Below are 17,768 nucleotides of genomic sequence, written 5' to 3'. Positions count from 1 at the left end.
CCCCCCCCGGGCAGCGGGGGGGGGCGGGGGCCGGCCCGGGGCGCGGGCGTGGGGTGGTACCCCGGGGCCCCAACCCCCGGGGTCCCCCCCCCACGGCCGTCGAAGCGGGGTGTCGGTCGGCCGGCCCACCGGCGCGGGTTAGTCGGCCACGGCCGCCGACCCCTCGGGCGGCGCCGGGGATTCACCCGATCGGCGCAGCGGCCCGGTCGACCGGGGATCGGCGTGGATCGGCAGCAGGCCCAGGCCCCAGCCGCCGGCGGCCAGGAGGCCCAGCACGGCACTGTCGCCGCCCAGCCCCCTGGTCAGCAGCAGCCACCAGACGAGCGCCCCCAACAGGGCTCCCGGGGCCCACCGCAGCGGGCGCGGAAGCACGCGGTACAGGCGTATTCGAGCATCGGCACACACCACCGCGAGTCTGCTCACCGCCGCCTCCTCCGCTCGTCCCCGGGTCGGGCCCGGGCGGGCGAGAACCGGTCGGTCAGGCCGCGACCACGTCCACGGCCGCAGCCTTGGGCGAGATGGAGCTCATCCGGTCGACGCCGGGAGCCGGCAGCGGCACCGGTTCGAGCACCGGCCTCAGCAGTTCACCTTCGGAGAGGGTGGCCATCGCCGCAAGTTCGGCGAGCGACAGTTCGTCGCTGACCTCGCGCATGACCTCGGACATCCGGACGTCGAGCGCGTCGCAGATGGCGGAGAGCAGCTCCGAGGAGGCCTCCTTCTGACCCCGCTCGACCTCGGAGAGGTAACCGAGCGAAACCCTGGCTGCCGCCGACACCTCGCGAAGTGTGCGGCCCTGGCGCTGGCGCTGCCGACGCAGTACATCGCCCAGTAGGCGACGGAGCAGGATCATCGGTGCCTCCCTCCTCGGACTGCGGATCGAGATGTCACGTCCCCACCGTACCGCCTCGCCCGCGTCGCGTGCGGGGACCATGGTCGTGTTCACTCTGGGCTGCATGGCGGCCCCCTCCCCTGTTTTCGTTGTCCCACCCGGGCCGTCGGGCCCCTCGCCGTACCCGCTCCGGGAGCGCGGCGGGCGCCGCGCACTCGTTCTCCACCTGGTTTCTGCCCAACCAGGGGCCCTTCGATGTCACAGGATCCTCCACCTGCGGCGAACGGCTCGGCCGCTGTGACGGCCCCGCTCCGGCGGAGGTCTCAGTCCGGTCTCGGATCCCGGCCGGGCCGCGGCCCGGCCGGCAGCCGCTCCAGGAGCAGCTCCAGCGCCGCCGTCACCGCCTTGCGACGGATTGTGGCACGCTCCCCCGACAACCGTGGCGAACTGACCAGACTTCCCGCAGGACTTGCAAAAGCCAGGTACACGGTGCCCACAGGCCGTCCGTCCTGCGGATCGGGACCGGCCACCCCGGTGGTCGCGAGGCCGTACGTGGCGCCGAGCAGTCGCCGCACCCCCTCCGCCATCTGGCGGGCCACCACCGGGTGCACCGGGCCGTGCACGGCCAGCAGCCCCTCGTCCACGCCGAGCACCGAGGCCTTCAGCTCGGTGGCGTACGCCGTCACGGAGCCGCGGAAGGTGGTTGAGGCGCCGGGGACGTCGACCAGGGTCGCGGCCAGCAGGCCGCCGGTGAGCGACTCGGCGACCGCCAGGGTGGCGTCGGCCGCCCGCAGTGCCCGGTGGACCCGCGCGGGGAGTGCGTCCGGTGCGGGAGCGGCCCCCTGGGCGCCCCCGGGAGCCTGCGAGCCCCCCTCCGGGCCCCCGCCCGCCCCCGGGCCCCGAACGGCCCCCCTGGCCCCGCTCATCGGCCTTCGCGCTCCGCTGCCAGGCCCTGGCGGCGCATCCGGACCGCCTGGCTGATGTAGTCCAGCGCGGTGGCGAGGGTGAGCAGCACCGCGAGGCCCATCAGCCAGGCCCGGGCGGTGGCCAGCCAGCCGTCGAGCACCAGCACGTACATGCCGACCGCGATGCCCTGGGTGAGGGTCTTGAGCTTGCCGCCCCGGCTGGCCGGGATCACCCCGTAGCGGATCACCCAGAAGCGCATCAGGGTGATGCCCAGCTCGCGGGCCAGGATGACGATCGTCACCCACCAGGGCAGGTCGCCGAGCACGGACAGGCCGATCAGCGCGGAGCCCATGATCGCCTTGTCGGCGATCGGGTCGGCGATCTTGCCGAAGTCCGTGACCAGCCCCTTGCGCCGGGCGATCTCGCCGTCGAAGAGGTCGGTGATCATCGCGATGGCGAAGGAGGCCCAGGCCACCGAGCGCCACTTGGGATCGTGGCCGCCGTCCGCGAAGAGCAGCAGCACGAAGACCGGCACCAGCAGCAGCCGGAGCATGGTCAGCATGTTCGCGATGTTCCAGATGCCCGGCGGCGGGGGCAGCGCGGCCCCCGGCCGGCCGGGGGCGGCCGCAGCCGGGGCGCCGGGCCCCTTGATCATTCGCCGGCTCCGGCGGGCACCGCCGCGGCCGGCGCGGAGCCCGCGGCCGGGGCGACCCGGACCTGCTCCAGCGCCTCGGCGACGAGGTCGACGCCTTCGCTGGCGACCACCCGGGCCCGGTAGAACTGCCCCACCACGGGGCGCTCCACCCCCGTCAGCGTGGTGAGCCCGTCGGTCTCCGGCGCCTGGTGCTCCGCGCGGCCCTCGACCAGGTCGCCCTCGACGGACTCCACCATCACCTCGACCTCGGTGCCGATCCGCTGCTCGGCCCGCTGGGCGGTGATCTCCTCGGCGAGCCGGGAGAGCCGGTCGAGGCGCTCGGCCACCACGTCGTCCGGCAGCTTGCCGTCGAAGGTCGCGGCCTCGGTGCCGTCCTCGTCCGAGTAGCCGAAGACGCCGATCGCGTCCAGGCCGGCGTTCGTGATGAAGCGCTCCAGCTCGGCGAAGTCCTCCTCGGTCTCCCCGGGGAAGCCCACGATGAAGTTCGAGCGGGCACCGGCCTGCGGGGCCTTGCCGCGGATGGTGCCGAGCAGCTGCAGGAACTGGTCGGTGTTGCCGAAGCGCCGCATCCGGCGCAGCACGGCGGGCGCCGAGTGCTGGAAGGACAGGTCGAAGTACGGCACGACGCCGCCGGTGCCGGTCATCACGTCGACCAGGCCGGGGCGCATCTCGGCGGGCTGCAGGTAGCTGACCCGCACCCGCTCGATGCCGGGCACCGCCGCGATCTCGCTGAGCAGGGTCTCCAGCAGGCGGATGTCGCCGAGGTCCTTGCCGTACGAGGTGTTGTTCTCGCTGACCAGGACGACTTCGCGCACACCCTGCTCGGCCAGCCAGACGGCCTCGTTCAGCACGTCCGAGGGGCGGCGGGAGATGAACGAGCCGCGGAAGGCCGGGATCGCGCAGAAGGAGCACCGGCGGTCGCAGCCCGAGGCCAGCTTGATCGAGGCCACCGGGTTGTCGTCCAGGCGCTTGCGCAGGGTGCGCGGACCGGAGGCGGGGGCGAGGCCGTCCGGGAGGTCGGAGGGCACGTTCTCGGGGGCGCCGTGGCCCGGCAGGGCGACGGCGCCGGCGGCGGCCTGCCGCTCGACCGGGGTGAGCGGGAGCAGCGTGCGGCGGTCGCGCGGGGTGTGGGCCTCGACGTGGCCGCCGGCGAGGATGGTCTGCAGGCGGCCCGAGATGTCGGTGTAGTCGTCGAAGCCGAGCACGCCGTCCGCCTCGGGGAGCGCGTCGGCGAGCTCCTTGCCGTAGCGCTCGGCCATACAGCCGACGGCGACGACCGCCTGGGTGCGGCCGTGACCCTTGAGGTCGTTGGCCTCCAGCAGGGCGTCGACGGAGTCCTTCTTGGCGGCTTCGACGAACCCGCAGGTGTTGACGACGGCGACGTCGGCGTCGGCGGCGTCGTCGACCAGCAGCCAGCCATCGGCCTCCAGTCGCCCGGCGAGTTCCTCGGAGTCCACCTCGTTGCGGGCGCATCCGAGCGTGACAAGGGCGACAGTACGGCGTTCAGGCATAGGGCCAAGATTAACGCGCGGCCCCCGGTGCCGTTCGCCCCGGAGGCCGCGCGCCTCGGATTAGCAGATCTTCGCCCCGCCGGTTCAGCCTGCCTGCGGGTCTCCGGGGGTGTACGTGACGTGCACCACCTGCCCGTCCTTGCCCGCCGGACCGAGGTCCTTGCCGTTGACGTACACGTGCACGGCACCGGCGTTGCCGATCACCAACTTGATCTGCTTGGCGTCGGTGAAGGTCTGGTCCTGCCCGGGTTCGACGTTGTTCTGGTAGAGCGACTTGCCGTTGCCGTCGACCGCGGACACCCAGCTGGCGTCCTTCTCGGCGACCAGCTTCACGGTCACCTTGTCGGCCGGGGCGGCCGCGATCGCCGCGACGCTGGGCGCCGGGGCGGGCGGCTGGACACTCGGGGAGGCGGCGGCGACGGACCCGGTGCCGGAGCCGCTGGGGAGGGGTGCGCTGGCCGAGCCGGTGCCGGAGACACCGGTCTTGCCGTTCACCAGGTTGAAGCCGATCAGGCCGACCACGACGAAGATCGCGGCGACCATCGCCGCCGTCCAGTTCGGACGGCGCCGGTCGTTGACCTTGATCGGGCCGGTGTCGAGGAGCTGGGTGGGACGCTTGGTCGCCGGTGCTCCGCCGTGTGCGGCGTCGTACCGGGCGACCAGGACGTCGCCGTCGATGCCGACCGCCTTGGCGATCGAGCGGATGTGGCCACGGGCATAGAAGTCGCCGCCGCAGCGGTCGAAGTCGTCCTCCTCGATGGCGTGGACTATGGGAACCCGGACGCGGGTGCTCGCACTCACCTGGTCGACCGTGAGGCCCGCCTCGATCCGGGCGCCGGACAGCACCCGTCCGATGCTCGGGCCGTCGGCCGGATCCGGTGCCGCAGGGGTCCCGTCGGAGCCGTCCCGGCCTGGCACGGCACCGGCCTGGCCGGCGGAGGATCGGCGGTTGTCACGGTCCGGGGACTTGCCGATGGTCACGGGGTGCGCCTTTCGAGCGGATGGCCACCTGCTGGAGAAACAGTCTAGGGGCGGGGTCGGAACGATTCTCAAGCGGAATAGGCCCGAACGTGCGCGCCCATCCCGGCCGGGGGTCCGCGGGTCCACCGCCGTCGGATGACGGGCGGTCAGCCCGGTGGGTCCATGGTGCTCCCCGGCCCTGTGACGCCGTGGCAACCCGGTCGGTTCCCACGGCACCCACTGTCCTCCGAACGAGTGGACACGCCCGGAGGTCACTGCTCGCGCGGGGCACGGCTACCCCCGGATGCTGATGATCACACCGTCCAACTCGTCCGGCTTGACGAGCACATCCCGGGCCTTGGAACCCTCGCTCGGGCCAACGATCCCACGAGACTCCATCAGGTCCATCAACCGGCCCGCCTTCGCGAAGCCGACCCTCAGTTTGCGCTGGAGCATCGAGGTCGAACCGAACTGCGTGGAGACCACCAGTTCCGCCGCCTGGATGAGCAGGTCGAGGTCGTCGCCGATCTCCTCGTCGATCTCCTTGCGCGGTCCGCCACCGACCGTCACGTCGTCGCGGTAGGACGCCGACAGCTGGTCCTTGCAGTGCTGGACCACGGCCGCGATCTCCGCCTCCGTGACGAAGGCGCCCTGCATCCGGATCGGCTTGCTGGAGCCCATCGGCAGGAAGAGCGCGTCGCCCTTGCCGATCAGCTTCTCCGCGCCCGGCTGGTCCAGGATGACCCGGGAGTCCATCATCGCGGAGGTCGCGAAGGCCAGCCGGGAGGGCACGTTCGCCTTGATCAGGCCGGTGACCACGTCCACCGAGGGGCGCTGGGTCGCCAGCACCAGGTGGATCCCGGCCGCCCGGGCCAGCTGGGTGATCCGGACGACCGAGTCCTCCACGTCGCGCGGCGCGACCATCATCAGGTCCGCCAGCTCGTCGACGATCACCAGCAGGTACGGGTACGGCGTCAGCTCCCGCTCGCTGCCCAGCGGCGGGGTGATCCGGCCGGCCCGCACCGCCGCGTTGAAGTCGTCCACGTGCCGGAACCCGAACGCGGCGAGGTCGTCGTAGCGCAGGTCCATCTCGCGGACCACCCACTGCAGCGCCTCGGCCGCCTTCTTCGGATTGGTGATGATCGGCGTGATCAGGTGCGGGATGCCCTCGTACGCCGTCAGCTCGACCCGCTTGGGGTCGACCAGCACCATCCGGACCTCGTCCGGGGTGGCCCGGACCAGCACCGAGGTGATCAGGCAGTTGATGCAGGACGACTTGCCCGCACCGGTGGCGCCGGCGACCAGGATGTGCGGCATCTTCGCGAGGTTGGCCATCACGGTGTGGCCCTCGACGTCCTTGCCCATCCCGACCAGCATCGGGTGGTCGTCGTCGGCCGCGGCCCGGGAGCGCAGCAGGTCGCCGAGGTTGACCATCTCGCGGTCCAGGTTGGGGATCTCGATCCCGACCGCCGACTTGCCCGGGATCGGACTGATGATCCGCACGTCGGCGCTGGCCACCGCGTACGCGATGTTCTTGGCGAGCGCGGTGATCCGCTCAACCTTGACCGCGGGGCCGAGCTCGACCTCGTAGCGGGTGACCGTCGGGCCGCGGGTGAAGCCGGTGACCTTGGCGTCCACCTTGAACTCGGCGAAGACGCCGGTCAGCTGGGCCACCACGTCGTCGTTGAGCTTGCTGCGGGTCTTGCCGGGGCCGCCGCGCTCCAGCAGGTCGAGCGAGGGCAGCGCGTAGGTGATGTCGCCGGAGAGCTGGAGCTGCTCCATCCGGACCGGGGCCGGGCCGTGCTCCTCCGGCGCCGCCGGGCCGGCCGTGCGGGCCGCCGGGACGGCCGCCTCCTCGGGCGGGGCGGTGCGGTCCTGGACCTGGTGCATCATGTCCGCCACGGCGGGCGAGGCCGGCACCCCGTACAGCAGGGCGCCGTCCAGGTCGGCGGCCACCCCGGCCGCGATGTCGCGGGTCGCGTACGGGTCGTCGTCCGGCCGGGCGCCGCCGTACGGCGGCTTGGCGAACAGGTCGCCGGCGGCCGCCTCCAGCTCCGGCTCGTCCAGCTGCTTGCGCCGCCGGCGCCGGCGGCGGGCCGCGATCTCGTCCCCCGTGGTGTCACCGTCGGTGTCCAGGGTGAAGGGCAGCGCGTTCGGGTCGGCGTCCTCCGGCGGGTCGGTGGAGAACTCGCGCTCCGGCGCACCACCCCGGGCGGCGGCCTCCTCGGCGGTCGGCTCGACCACGCCCAGGCGCACCCCGAGCAGCCGCAGCCGCTCGGGAATCCGGTTCACCGGGGTCGCCGTCACCACCAGCAGGCCGAAGAAGGCCAGCAGCAACAGCAGCGGTACGGCGAGCGGGGGGCCGGCGGCCGCCATCATCGGCGTCGAGGCCGCCCAGCCGGTCAGGCCGCCGGCCTGCCGGATCCGGGTGGCGCCACCGCCCATCGCGGGCGCCCCGCAGCCGATGTGCACCAGGCCGAGCACCCCGACCACCAGCGCGCTCAGCCCGATGACGATCCGTCCGTTGGCCTCCGGCACCTCCGGATGCCGCATCAGCCGCACCCCGACGGCGGCCAGCAGGAACGGCACCAGCACGTCGAGCCGGCCGAACAGTCCGGACACCACGTTGGTCGCGGCCTCGCCCAGCCACCCCTGCGGGCTGAACCACGTCCCGGCCGCGGTGACCAGTGCCAGGGCCAGCAGCAGCAGCCCCACGCCGTCCTTGCGGTGATCCGGGTGCAGGCCCTTGGCGCCGTCGCCGAAGCCCCGGAAGAGCGCCCCCACGCTGTGGGCCAGGCCGAGCCAGACGGCCCGTACGGCGCGGAAGAGTATCGGTCGTGGCGGGGCGGGCGCCGGGGCGGGCTTGGCCGCCGCCTTCTTCGCCGGGGCGGCCTTCTTCGCCGGCGCCGCCTTCCTGGCCGGGGCCTTCGCGGCCGCCTTCTTCGCCGCGCCCCCAGCAGAGCTGCGCGCGGCCCCGCCGCGCGAACCGCTGACGTCACTGCCGGGCGTACGAGTGGCCATGGTCCAGCAGCCTACCGGCGGCGCGCGGCTGTGGACACGCGCCCGCGCACCGAGGGGCGCGCGTGTCGCAGACACACCGTCACGCTGACCCCGCTTCACCCGGCCGGACCAACCGTCCACGCGGCCGGGCCCGCCGGCGGCGGGTCGTCGGCGGCGGGGGCTCGACCGGCGGGATCCGGCCCGAACGGCTCAGTCCGAGCCGGGGCGCAGTGCCTCCAGGGCCTGGCGCAGACCGGTCAGCTTGCGCTCCAGGTGCGCGGCCGTGGCCGCGGCGCCGGTGTCGGCCGTACCGTCCAACTGCTTGGTCAGGGCCTCCGCCTGCTCCTCCACCGAGGCCAGCCGGGCGGACAGCTCGCCGAGCAGCGCACTGCCCAGCGCCGGCTGGGCGCCGCCCGCCTCCAGCTGCAGGCGCAGCAGCGCCGCCTGCTCCTTGAGCTGGCAGTTCTTCATGTAGAGGTCGACGAAGACCGACACCTTCGCGCGCAGCACCCAGGGGTCGAAGGGCTTGGAGATGTAGTCCACCGCGCCCGCCGCGTAGCCGCGGAAGGTGTGGTGCGGCCCGTGGTTGATCGCGGTGAGGAAGATGATCGGGATGTCCCGGGTGCGCTCGCGCCGCTTGATGTGGGAGGCCGTCTCGAAGCCGTCCATCCCCGGCATCTGGACGTCGAGCAGGATCACCGCGAAGTCGTCGGTCAGCAGCGCCTTGAGCGCCTCCTCGCCGGACGCGGCGCGCACCAGCGTCTGGTCGAGCGCGGAGAGGATGGCCTCCAGGGCCAACAGGTTCTCCGGTCGGTCGTCGACCAGGAGGATCTTCGCTTTCTGCACCACGACCCGCCCTCCTGCCGCCTGCCGTCCAGGGGACGGCACCTTGGTACTGCCAACCACTACCCCGGTCATGCTAGCCCGACCCCCTCGCCCGTCACATCGCCCGGTGGGATGCGGCCCGCCGACCTGCGCGAAGACCGCGTCGACGACCGATCGGGCGTCACCCCGGCGCACCTCTGCGCTGAGTCGCCGTGTCGTCACTGTTCGCAACGATCGGTGACCCTACCGGGTTCCCGGCCATCCTCGCTAGCGAACCGGCGCCGCCGCGGGCGCGGGCCGCGACCCGGGCTCCCCCGCCCGCGCCCCGGCCGGCCGGTGGGGCCGGTCGGGGGCGGTCACTTCCGCTCCAGCCAGTGGTGCATCACGGTCAGCAGGTGGTCCGTCTCGACCGGTTTGGTGATGTGGTCGGTGGCGCCGGCCTCGATGCTCTTCTCCCGGTCGCCCTTCATCGCCTTCGCGGTCAGCGCGATGATCGGCAGGCCCGCGAACTGGGGCATCCGGCGGATCGCCTCGGTGGTCGCGTAGCCGTCCATCTCCGGCATCATGATGTCCATCAGGACGAGGGCGACGTCCTCGTGCTGCTCCAGCACCTCGATGCCCTCCCGCCCGTTCTCGGCGTACAGGACGGTCAGGCCGTGCTGCTCCAGCACGCTGGTGAGCGCGAAGACGTTGCGGATGTCGTCGTCGACGATCAGCACCTGCTCGCCGTCGAACCGCCCGTCGAAACGGCCGTCCGGCCGGGCCACCGTGCCCGGCCGCGCGAAGGACTCGCTCGGCCGGTGCGGCGCGCTCTCCTCGGCGGCGGCCGCCGCCCGCCGGCGCTCGACGGCGCCCCGGCGGCGCTCCTCAGCCAGCTCCCGGACCTCCTGCGCCCAGTGGTCGGCGGGGTTCTCCCCCACCGGCACCGGCGTGCCCACCGGCGTCACGCCGACCGAGGCGCGCACCGGCGGGACGGCCGGCCGCTCGGGGGCGGACGGGTCCGGCGCCTCGCTGCGCAGCGGCAGGTACAGGGTGAAGGTGGAGCCGCGCCCGAGCTCGCTCTCGGCGTGGATCTCGCCGCCGAGCAGCCGGGCGATCTCGCGGCTGATGGAGAGCCCGAGGCCGGTGCCGCCGTACTTGCGGCTGGTGCCGCCGTCCGCCTGCTTGAAGGCCTCGAAGATCTCCCGAAGCTTGTTGCCGGGGATGCCGATCCCGGTGTCGGAGACCGAGAAGGCGACCAGTTCCTCGTCCGGGTCGCCGATCGCGCCGGTCTCCAGCAGCTGCTCGCGCACGTGCTGGGGGACCTCCGCCCCGGCCGGGCGGATGTACAGGTCGACGGCGCCGGAGTCGGTGAACTTCACCGCGTTGGAGAGCAGGTTGCGCAGCACCTGCTGGAGCCGCTGCTCGTCGGTGTGCAGGGTGACCGGCAGTTCGGGCGAGACCCGCACCGCGAAGTCCAGGCCCTTGTCCACGGTGAGCGGCCGGAACGCCGCCTCGACGTAGTCGACCAGCTGGACCAGCGCGATCTTCGCCGGCCGCACGTCCATCTTGCCCGCCTCGACCTTGGAGAGGTCGAGGATGTCGTTGATCAGCTGGAGCAGGTCGGAGCCCGCGCCGTGGATGGTGTCGGCGAACTCGACCTGCTTGAGCGAGAGGTTGCCCTCGTTGTTGTCGGAGAGCAGCTTGGCCAGGATCAGCAGCGAGTTCAGCGGCGTGCGCAGCTCGTGCGACATGTTCGCCAGGAACTCGCTCTTGTACCGCGAGGCGAGGGCGAGCTGCTCGGCACGCTCCTCCAGGACCTGCCGGGCCTCCTCGATCTCGCTGTTCTTGATCTCGATGTCGCGGTTCTGCTGGGCGAGCTGCTCGGCCTTCTCCTGGAGCTCCTCGTTGGTGCGCTCCAGCTCCTCCTGACGGGCCTCCAGCTCCGCGGAGCGCATCGAGAGCTCGGCGGTGAGGCGCTGCGACTCCAGCAGCAGGCCCTCGGTCTTGGTGTTGACGCTGATGGTGTTGACGGTGACGCCGATCAGGTCGGCGATCTGGTTGAGGAAGTCCAGCGCGACCGTCGTGAACGAGCTGAAGGTCGCCAGCTCGATCACGCCGAGCAGCCGGCCCTCGAACAGCACCGGCAGCACCACCACGTGCGCGGGCGAGGCCTCGCCCAGCCCGGAGGCGATCTTCAGGTATCCGGGCGGCGCCTCCTTCAGGATGATCGAGCGCTTCTCCACCGCGGCCTGGCCGACCAGCGACTCGCCGGGCCGGAACGTGGTGGGCATCGCCCGGCGCTGGTACCCGTAGCTGCCGATCAGGCGCAGCACGGTGTCGTTCTCGTCGTCGTCCTCGGTGATCAGCTCGGCGGTGCGGCCGGCCGGCTGGGCGAGGAAGAAGGCGCCGTGCTGGGCGGAGACCACCGGCGTCAGCTCGGTCATGATCAGCGAGGCGACGGCCTCCAGGTCGCGCCGGCCCTGCAGCAGACCGGTGACCCGGGCCAGGTTGGTCTTGAGCCAGTCCTGCTCCTGGTTGGTACGGGTGGTCTCGCGCAGGTTGGCGATCATCTGGTTGATGTTGTCCTTGAGCTCGTCGAGCTCCCCGGACGCGTCCACGTCGATCCGCAGCGAGAGGTCGCCCCGGGTCACCGCCGTGGCGACCTGCGCGATCGCCCGCACCTGGCGGGTCAGGTTGTTGGCGAGCTCGTTCACCGACTCGGTGAGGTCCTGCCAGGTGCCGTCGACGCCGGGCACCCGGGCCTGGCCGCCCAGGCGTCCGTCGGTGCCCACCTCACGGGCCACCCGGGTCACCTCGGCCGCGAAGGAGCCCAGCTGGTCGACCATGGTGTTGATGCTCGTCTTGAGCTCCAGGATCTCGCCGCGGGCGTCCACGTCGATCTTCTGCGAGAGGTCGCCGCGGGCCACCGCCGTGATCACCAGGGCGATGTTGCGGACCTGGCCGGTCAGGTTGTTCGCCATCAGGTTGACGTTGTCGGTGAGGTCCTTCCAGATGCCGGCCACGCCCGGAACCCCGGCCTGGCCGCCCAGGATGCCGTCGGTGCCCACCTCGCGGGCCACCCGGGTCACCTCGACGGCGAACGCCGACAGCTGGTCCACCATCGTGTTCAGGGTGCCCGCGAGGGCCGCGACCTCGCCCTGCGCCTCGATGGTGATCTTCTTGGACAGGTCGCCGCGGGCCACCGCGGTGGCGACCTCGGCGATGTTGCGCACCTGACTGGTCAGGTTGGACGCCATGAAGTTGACGTTGTCGGTCAGGTCCTTCCAGATGCCCGACACCCCGCGCACCCGCGCCTGACCGCCCAGGATCCCCTCGGTGCCCACCTCGCGGGCCACCCGGGTCACCTCGTCCGCGAACGCCGACAGCTGGTCCACCATCGTGTTGACGGTGGTGACCAGCTCCAGGATCTCCCCGCGCGCGTCCACGGTGATCTTCTTCGACACGTCGCCCTTGGCCACCGCCGTGGTCACCTCGGCGATGTTGCGCACCTGGCTGGTCAGGTTGTTGGCCATCAGGTTGACGCTGTTGGTGAGGTCCTTCCAGATGCCGGCCACGCCGGGCACGCTGGCCTGGCCGCCGAGGATGCCCTCGGTGCCGACGTCCCGGGCGACCCTGGTCACCTCGTCGGCGAAGGCGCCCAGCTGGTCGACCATCGTGTTGATGGTGTTCTTCAACTCCAGGATCTCGCCCCGGGCGTCCACCTGGATCTTCTGCGACAGGTCGCCCTTGGCGACCGCCGTGGTCACCTGCGCGATGTTGCGCACCTGGTCCGTCAGGTTGTTCGCCATGAAGTTGACGTTGTCGGTGAGATCCCGCCACACGCCCGCCGCGCCCGGCACCTGCGCCTGGCCGCCCAGCCGCCCCTCGGTGCCCACCTGGCGGGCCACCCGGGTCACCTGTTCCGCGAAGCCCGAGAGCTGGTCCACCATCGTGTTGATGGTGTTCTTCAACTCCAGGATCTCGCCCCGCGCGTCCACCTCGATCTTCTGCGACAGGTCGCCGCGGGCCACCGCCGTGGTCACCTGCGCGATGTTGCGCACCTGGCCGGTGAGGTTGTTCGCCATGAAGTTGACCGAGTCCGTCAGGTCCCGCCAGACCCCGGCCACCCCCGGTACCTGCGCCTGACCGCCCAGCCGACCCTCGGTCCCCACGTCCCGGGCCACCCGGGTCACCTGCGCGGCGAAGGAGTTGAGCTGGTCCACCATGGTGTTCACGGTGTTCTTCAGCTGCAGCATCTCGCCGTCGACCTCGACCGTGACCTTCCGGGAGAGATCCCCCTTGGCCACCGCCGTCGTCACCTCGGCAATGTTGCGCACCTGCGCCGTCAGCCGGCCGGCCATCGTGTTGACCGAATCCGCGAGGTCCTTCCAACTGCCGGACACGCTGCGCACCCTGGCCTGGCCGCCCAGCTTGCCCTCGGTGCCCACCTCGATGGCCACCCGGGTCACCTCGTCGGTGAACTCGGAGAGCTGGTCGACCAGTCCGTTCACGGTGCGGCCGATCCGCAGGTACTCGCCGCGCAGCGGGTGGCTCGCCCCGTTGGTGTGGATCGAGCGCAGTTCCATCTTCTGTTCGAGGTCGCCGTCGGCGATCGAGGTCAGCACCCGGCCGACCTCCGCCATCGGGCGGGCCAGGTCGTCGATCAGCGCGTTGCAGTTGTCCACCGCGGCCATCCAGGCGCCCTCGCCGGCCCCGGTCTCCAGTCGCTCCGACAGCCGGCCCTCCCGGCCCACCGCCCGGCGGACCCGGGCGAGTTCACCCGTGAGGTGCTGGTTTCGCTCGGCGACCTCGTTGAAGACGGCCGCGATCTCGGCCAGCGGGCCGTCCCCCGGCACGGTCAGCCGGCGCTTGAAGTTGCCGTCACGCATGGCGGTCAGCGCCGCCAGCACCTTGCGCAGTTCCGCGGGCTCGGCGCCCCTGGTGTGGTTGGGGCGCCGTCCGGCGGCGCCCCGAGGCGCGGCTCCGGACCGTCCGCCGCGTGCGGCGGACGGTGTCGTGCCGGTTGCGTCCTTGGTGGCCGAACTCAACGGGACCCTCCCACATCGTGAACTGTCCAGTACCGCCCGGATCCGCTCGGGCACGGGCACCGGCGCGGTCGAACACCGCTGTGCGGGCCCTGCGGCCCACCGGCACCGCCTCGACCGTACTGCGCGATCAGGTCCGTGCGGACCCCCCAGTCTGGCAGTACTGGCACCGGGTGCACGGCCGGGTGCGCACGGTTGGTACCACTGAGGGGCAAACACGTGCCCAGAATCACCCTCCGGTGCTTGTTTCGGCTCCCCGTACCCACGGGGTACCAAGCGGAAAGTAGGGTGGAGCGCTGCGCCGGGCCACAAGCCTGTCCCGCCGCCGCCACCCGGCAGGCGCAGCAGGCGATTCGCTCCCGGAGCGCCCACCGTGCGAGGCGGGCAGCCGGGCCAGAGCAGAGGAGAAGTGGCAACGTGGTCACCGCGCGCGCAGCCGCCACCTTCGGACCAGTGGGCCGGTCGGCCGCGGCCGCGCGCGGCTTCGTCCGCGACGCCCTGCTGAGCTGGGGCCTGCCCGAGGTCGTCGACGACGCCGTCGTCCTGGTGAGCGAACTCGTCACCAACGCCGTCGTGCACGCCGGCACCGCAGCCGAGGTCTGCTGCCTGCGCGAGGACACCACCATCCGGGTCGAGGTCACCGACCACCACCCCGAACGCGGCCTGCCGGCCTTCGCCGACGTCCCCGACGCCGGCGTCGAGCGCTACGCGGACCCGGACGACGAGGGCGGCCGCGGACTGCTGATGTGCTCGGCCCTCTCCTCCTCCTGGGGTGTCGAGTACGCGGCCGGACGCAAGACCGTCTGGTTCCGCCTCCCCCTGCCCGACCACGTCATCGGCACCCGGTACGCGGTACCGGCCACCCCCGGCGACGAACTGCCGAGCACCGACGGGCCGGTCCACGTCGCCGTCGTCCAGATCGACGAGCACGGCCGGGTGCTGGCCTGGAACCCGGACGCCGAGGCGCTCTTCCTGCACGCCGCCGACGACGTCCTCGGCCACCCGTGGGCCGAGTACGCCGCCTGGCCCCAGTCCGCCGGCATCGGCCTCGGACTCGACGAGACCCTCCGGCTCGCCCGCTGGGAGGGCGGCTTCGGCCTGCGCCGCGGCGACGGACTCACCGTCGAGGTGTACGGCGTGCAGATCCGGGTCCGCGACGCCGAAGGCGTCCCCTCGACCCTCTGCCTGCTCGTCCGCGAGGTCGACCGCGCCGTCCTGCGCTCCCCCGCGCGCACCGTGGCGGGCGAGCCCGCGGGCCCCGCCGACACCCCGCTGGACCTGCTCGCCGGACCCGCCACCTCCGACGACCTCGGCGCCCTGCTCCAGCGCACCGTCGAACGCGCCCGGGACCTCCTCGACGCCGACGCCGCCTACCTGCTCCTCACCACCGACGACGAGACCGAGTTCGAGGTCCGCGCCGCCACCGGGCTCACCGCGGCCCGCCGCCGCTACGCCCGCTTCCCGGTGGACCACGGCGGCAGCCGCTTCGACTCCTCCCGCCTGCCGGCCGTGCACGAGGACCTCGCCAGCCGGCCCGCGCCCGTCCCGCTGCTCACCGGCGCGGGACTGCGTTCGCTGATCACCGTCCCGCTCAAGGTCGACGGCCGGCTGATCGGCTCGCTCGGCGTGGCCGCCGCCGCACCCGGCCGCTACGACAACGAGGACGCGCTGCGCCTGCAGTTCGCCGCCGACCGGGTCGCGCTCGCCCTGGAGAGCGCCCGGCTCGCCGAGTTGGAACGGCTGCGCCGGGGATCGCTGTCCTTCCTCGTCGAGGCCTCCGAACTGCTGGCCGGCACGCTGGAGCACGAGCAGACGCTCGCCCTGATGGCCCAGATGGCCGTCCCCACCCTCGCGTCCTGGTGCGCCGTCTACACCAGCGGCGAGCAGAGCGGGCCGGCCTCGCTCGCCTTCGTCCTGCACCAGGACGAGGACCGGATCGACCCGCTGCGGTACGTCCTCGACAAGATCCCCGCCCCGGAGGCCGATCCGGCCCCCGGCACCCGGTTCTGGACGGCCCCGGCCGAGGCCGCCCGCACCGGTGGCCTCGCCGACAGCCCCGAACTCGCGGGCCTGCTGGGCGAGACGGTGGTCCTGCCGCTGGCGGCGCGCAACCGCGTCATCGGGCTGCTGGTGCTGGGCGCCCCCACCGGCGTCCGGTTCCGCCAGGAGATGCTCGAACTCGCCGAGGACCTCTCCCGCCGCGCCGCCCTCGCGCTGGACAACTCCCGCCTCTACTCGGAGCGCACCGCCACCAGCCAGGCGCTCCAGCGCAGCCTGCTGCCACCGGAGTTGCCCGAGATCCCCGGGGTCGAGGTGGACGTCTTCTACCAGGCCGCCGGCGAGGGCAACGAGGTCGGCGGCGACTTCTACGACCTCTTCCCGATCCGCGAGGGCACCTACGGCTTCGCGATCGGCGACGTTTGCGGCACCGGCCCCGAGGCCGCCTCGGTGACCGGGCTGGCCCGCCACTCGCTCAGACTGCTCGCCCGCGAGGGCCTGGACGCCCCACAGGTCCTGCGACGGCTCAACGCGGCGATCCTGGACGAGGGTTCGCGCAGTCGCTTCCTGACCCTGCTGTACGGCGAGCTCACTCCCCGGGCGGACGGCTGCACCGAGCTGTCCATGGTCTGCGCCGGCCATCCGCTGCCGCTGCGGTTGCGCGTGGACGGGCAGGTCGACCAGGCCGCGACGCCGCAGCCGCTGCTCGGCGTGATGGACGAACTGGATCTCATCGCCGAGCACTTGGTGCTGGAACCGGGCGAGGTCCTGCTCTGCGTCACCGACGGCGTCACCGAACGCCGGGAGGGCCTGCGGATGTTGGGCGACGACGGCCTGGCCCAGGTGCTCTCCGGTTGCACCGGGCTGACCGCCGGCGCGGTGGCCGCACGGGTCCAGCGGGCGGTGGAGCGGTTCGCCCCCGAGCCGCCCTCGGACGACATGGCGATCCTCACCCTGCGGGTGCCCCTGCAGCGCACCGGCTGATCGCGCCGCCGGCAGCCGACCACCCGTCAGAAGGCCGCTCCCGGGCCGAACCCGACCTTCGACGCGGGGGATTCACCCGGACGGTCAACCCCGTTCACCAAGTGGCCAATCATGGGCGCCCCACAAGAGCCGACCGTACAAATTGTGCCATTCACAAGGGTACAAGCGGCTCGGGGCCGGGTACACCGGATTCACCGGGAAATCCCCCGGCGGGGACACTGACCAGCAGCTCTTCCGCTGGCACTTCATCTGGCCGCAGCCGTTCGCACCTCTCTTCCGTGCGCCCTCGGCCGGCCACGCGCAGCCACCTCATCGCTCGCACTGACAGCGCTTCAGGCGCGCCCAGAGTGAAAGGAGCCTCCGGTGAGCAACGAAGCTACCGGGGCGCAGAACGCCCGGTCCTCAGGAGCCGACGCCGGTTCCCTCGGATATCTCGCACTCGGACTGACCCTCCTCGCCTACGGCCTGCTCTCCACCGGCATCTTCAGTGGCACCGGTGCCAAGGACGCAGCCACCCTCGCCCACCTGGTCGGCGGGCTCACCCTCTTCGTCGCCGGCCTCTGGCAGCTCCGCTCCGGCGAGGGCTTCACCGGCACCGCCTTCACCAGCCTCGGTGCCTTCTGGGCCGTCTGGTCGGCGGCGGGCGGCGCGAGCAAGAACGCCACCGGCCTGTTCCTGCTGCTGTGGGCGCTGCTGGCGCTCACGCTGGCCGCCGCGAGCTGGAACTCCGGCCTGTTCAGCCGGGCCGTCTACGGCCTGCTCACGGTGTCCCTGGCGGTCTCGGCGATCGCCGCTTTCGCCGGCTCCGGCGGTCTCGCCAAGGTCGGCGGCTGGCTCGCCGCGGTCTCCGGACTGGTCGCCTGGTACTGGGCCACCGCCGCGCTGACCAACAGCGGCTGGGGCCGGACGGCGCTGCCGGTCAAGTAGCGCACCCGGTCGGGGGGGGCGCCCGGCGGCCCCCCCCCCCCCCCCCCGCCGGGGCCCCCCCCCCCCCGGGGCCGGGGTGCTGCCCCGGGGCCCGCCCCCCCCCCCTCATCCCCCCGGCCCGCCCGGCCCGGCCGAGCGCCCCCCGC

General features: G+C 72.7%; 11 protein-coding genes. 2 read left to right on the top strand and 9 right to left on the bottom strand.

Translation table 11 applies throughout. From position 1 onward, the window contains the following. Positions 1 to 138: 138 nt before the first annotated feature. The 9 genes from ACFTWP_RS38905 to ACFTWP_RS38865 all read right to left on the bottom strand — a co-directional run bounded on the left by ACFTWP_RS38905 (position 139) and on the right by ACFTWP_RS38865 (position 13,557). Entirely contained in the window at positions 139 to 423 is a 285-nt protein-coding gene (locus ACFTWP_RS38905; protein WP_380269892.1) for a hypothetical protein, read from the bottom strand. Between the two features lie 55 nt (positions 424 to 478). Further along, entirely contained in the window at positions 479 to 850 is a 372-nt protein-coding gene (locus ACFTWP_RS38900) for a helix-turn-helix domain-containing protein (RefSeq protein WP_266320773.1), read from the bottom strand. Positions 851 to 1,152: 302 nt separating this feature from the next. Next, complete coding sequence (locus tag ACFTWP_RS38895) at positions 1,153 to 1,755, bottom strand: CinA family protein (protein WP_380269891.1); 603 nt, start codon at positions 1,753 to 1,755, stop codon at positions 1,153 to 1,155. Further along, positions 1,752 to 2,390: a CDP-diacylglycerol--glycerol-3-phosphate 3-phosphatidyltransferase gene (gene pgsA / locus ACFTWP_RS38890; protein ID WP_380269890.1), complete on the bottom strand. Its 639-nt coding sequence runs from the start codon at positions 2,388 to 2,390 to the stop codon at positions 1,752 to 1,754. Before pgsA ends, ACFTWP_RS38895 begins: the two co-directional genes overlap by 4 nt. Further along, entirely contained in the window at positions 2,387 to 3,901 is a 1,515-nt protein-coding gene (gene rimO / locus ACFTWP_RS38885) for a 30S ribosomal protein S12 methylthiotransferase RimO (RefSeq protein ID WP_380269889.1), read from the bottom strand. The genes pgsA and rimO overlap by 4 nt, the downstream gene beginning before the upstream one ends. 84 nt (positions 3,902 to 3,985) lie before the next feature. Further along, the gene (locus tag ACFTWP_RS38880; RefSeq protein ID WP_380269888.1) at positions 3,986 to 4,882 is read right to left on the bottom strand and encodes a helix-turn-helix domain-containing protein; all 897 of its coding nucleotides are present in this window, start codon (positions 4,880 to 4,882) and stop codon (positions 3,986 to 3,988) included. Positions 4,883 to 5,155: 273 nt separating this feature from the next. After that, entirely contained in the window at positions 5,156 to 7,882 is a 2,727-nt protein-coding gene (locus ACFTWP_RS38875) for a DNA translocase FtsK (RefSeq protein WP_380269887.1), read from the bottom strand. Between the two features lie 189 nt (positions 7,883 to 8,071). Then, a complete protein-coding gene (locus ACFTWP_RS38870; RefSeq protein ID WP_380269886.1) occupies positions 8,072 to 8,710 on the bottom strand; it encodes a two-component system response regulator in 639 nt (212 codons plus the stop codon). A gap of 332 nt (positions 8,711 to 9,042) precedes the next feature. Next, positions 9,043 to 13,557 carry a HAMP domain-containing protein gene (locus tag ACFTWP_RS38865; RefSeq protein ID WP_380269902.1) on the bottom strand — a complete coding sequence of 1,505 codons (4,515 nt, stop codon included), beginning with the start codon at positions 13,555 to 13,557 and terminating at the stop codon, positions 9,043 to 9,045. A 573-nt stretch (positions 13,558 to 14,130) separates the two neighbouring features. Here ACFTWP_RS38865 and ACFTWP_RS38860 point away from each other — a divergent pair. Both ACFTWP_RS38860 and ACFTWP_RS38855 read left to right on the top strand, forming a co-directional pair. Further along, the gene (locus tag ACFTWP_RS38860) at positions 14,131 to 16,695 is read left to right on the top strand and encodes a SpoIIE family protein phosphatase (protein ID WP_380269885.1); all 2,565 of its coding nucleotides are present in this window, start codon (positions 14,131 to 14,133) and stop codon (positions 16,693 to 16,695) included. A 363-nt stretch (positions 16,696 to 17,058) separates the two neighbouring features. After that, a complete protein-coding gene (locus ACFTWP_RS38855) occupies positions 17,059 to 17,622 on the top strand; it encodes an acetate uptake transporter (RefSeq protein ID WP_380269884.1) in 564 nt (187 codons plus the stop codon). Positions 17,623 to 17,768: the final 146 nt, after the last annotated feature.

Source organism: Kitasatospora sp. NPDC057015, assembly GCF_042673745.1.
Classification (GTDB): domain Bacteria; phylum Actinomycetota; class Actinomycetes; order Streptomycetales; family Streptomycetaceae; genus Kitasatospora.
The sequence above is the reverse complement of the archived record's forward strand: the minus strand, read 5'-3'. Positions and strand labels throughout refer to the sequence as shown.

Coding starts and splice junctions, on each gene's coding strand:
- ACFTWP_RS38900 (WP_266320773.1), bottom strand. CDS start 850: ATGATCCTGCTCCGTCGCCTACTGGGCGATGTACTGCGTCGGCAGCGC.
- ACFTWP_RS38895 (WP_380269891.1), bottom strand. CDS start 1,755: ATGAGCGGGGCCAGGGGGGCCGTTCGGGGCCCGGGGGCGGGCGGGGGC.
- pgsA (WP_380269890.1), bottom strand. CDS start 2,390: ATGATCAAGGGGCCCGGCGCCCCGGCTGCGGCCGCCCCCGGCCGGCCG.
- rimO (WP_380269889.1), bottom strand. CDS start 3,901: ATGCCTGAACGCCGTACTGTCGCCCTTGTCACGCTCGGATGCGCCCGC.
- ACFTWP_RS38875 (WP_380269887.1), bottom strand. CDS start 7,882: ATGGCCACTCGTACGCCCGGCAGTGACGTCAGCGGTTCGCGCGGCGGG.
- ACFTWP_RS38865 (WP_380269902.1), bottom strand. CDS start 13,557: ATGCGTGACGGCAACTTCAAGCGCCGGCTGACCGTGCCGGGGGACGGC.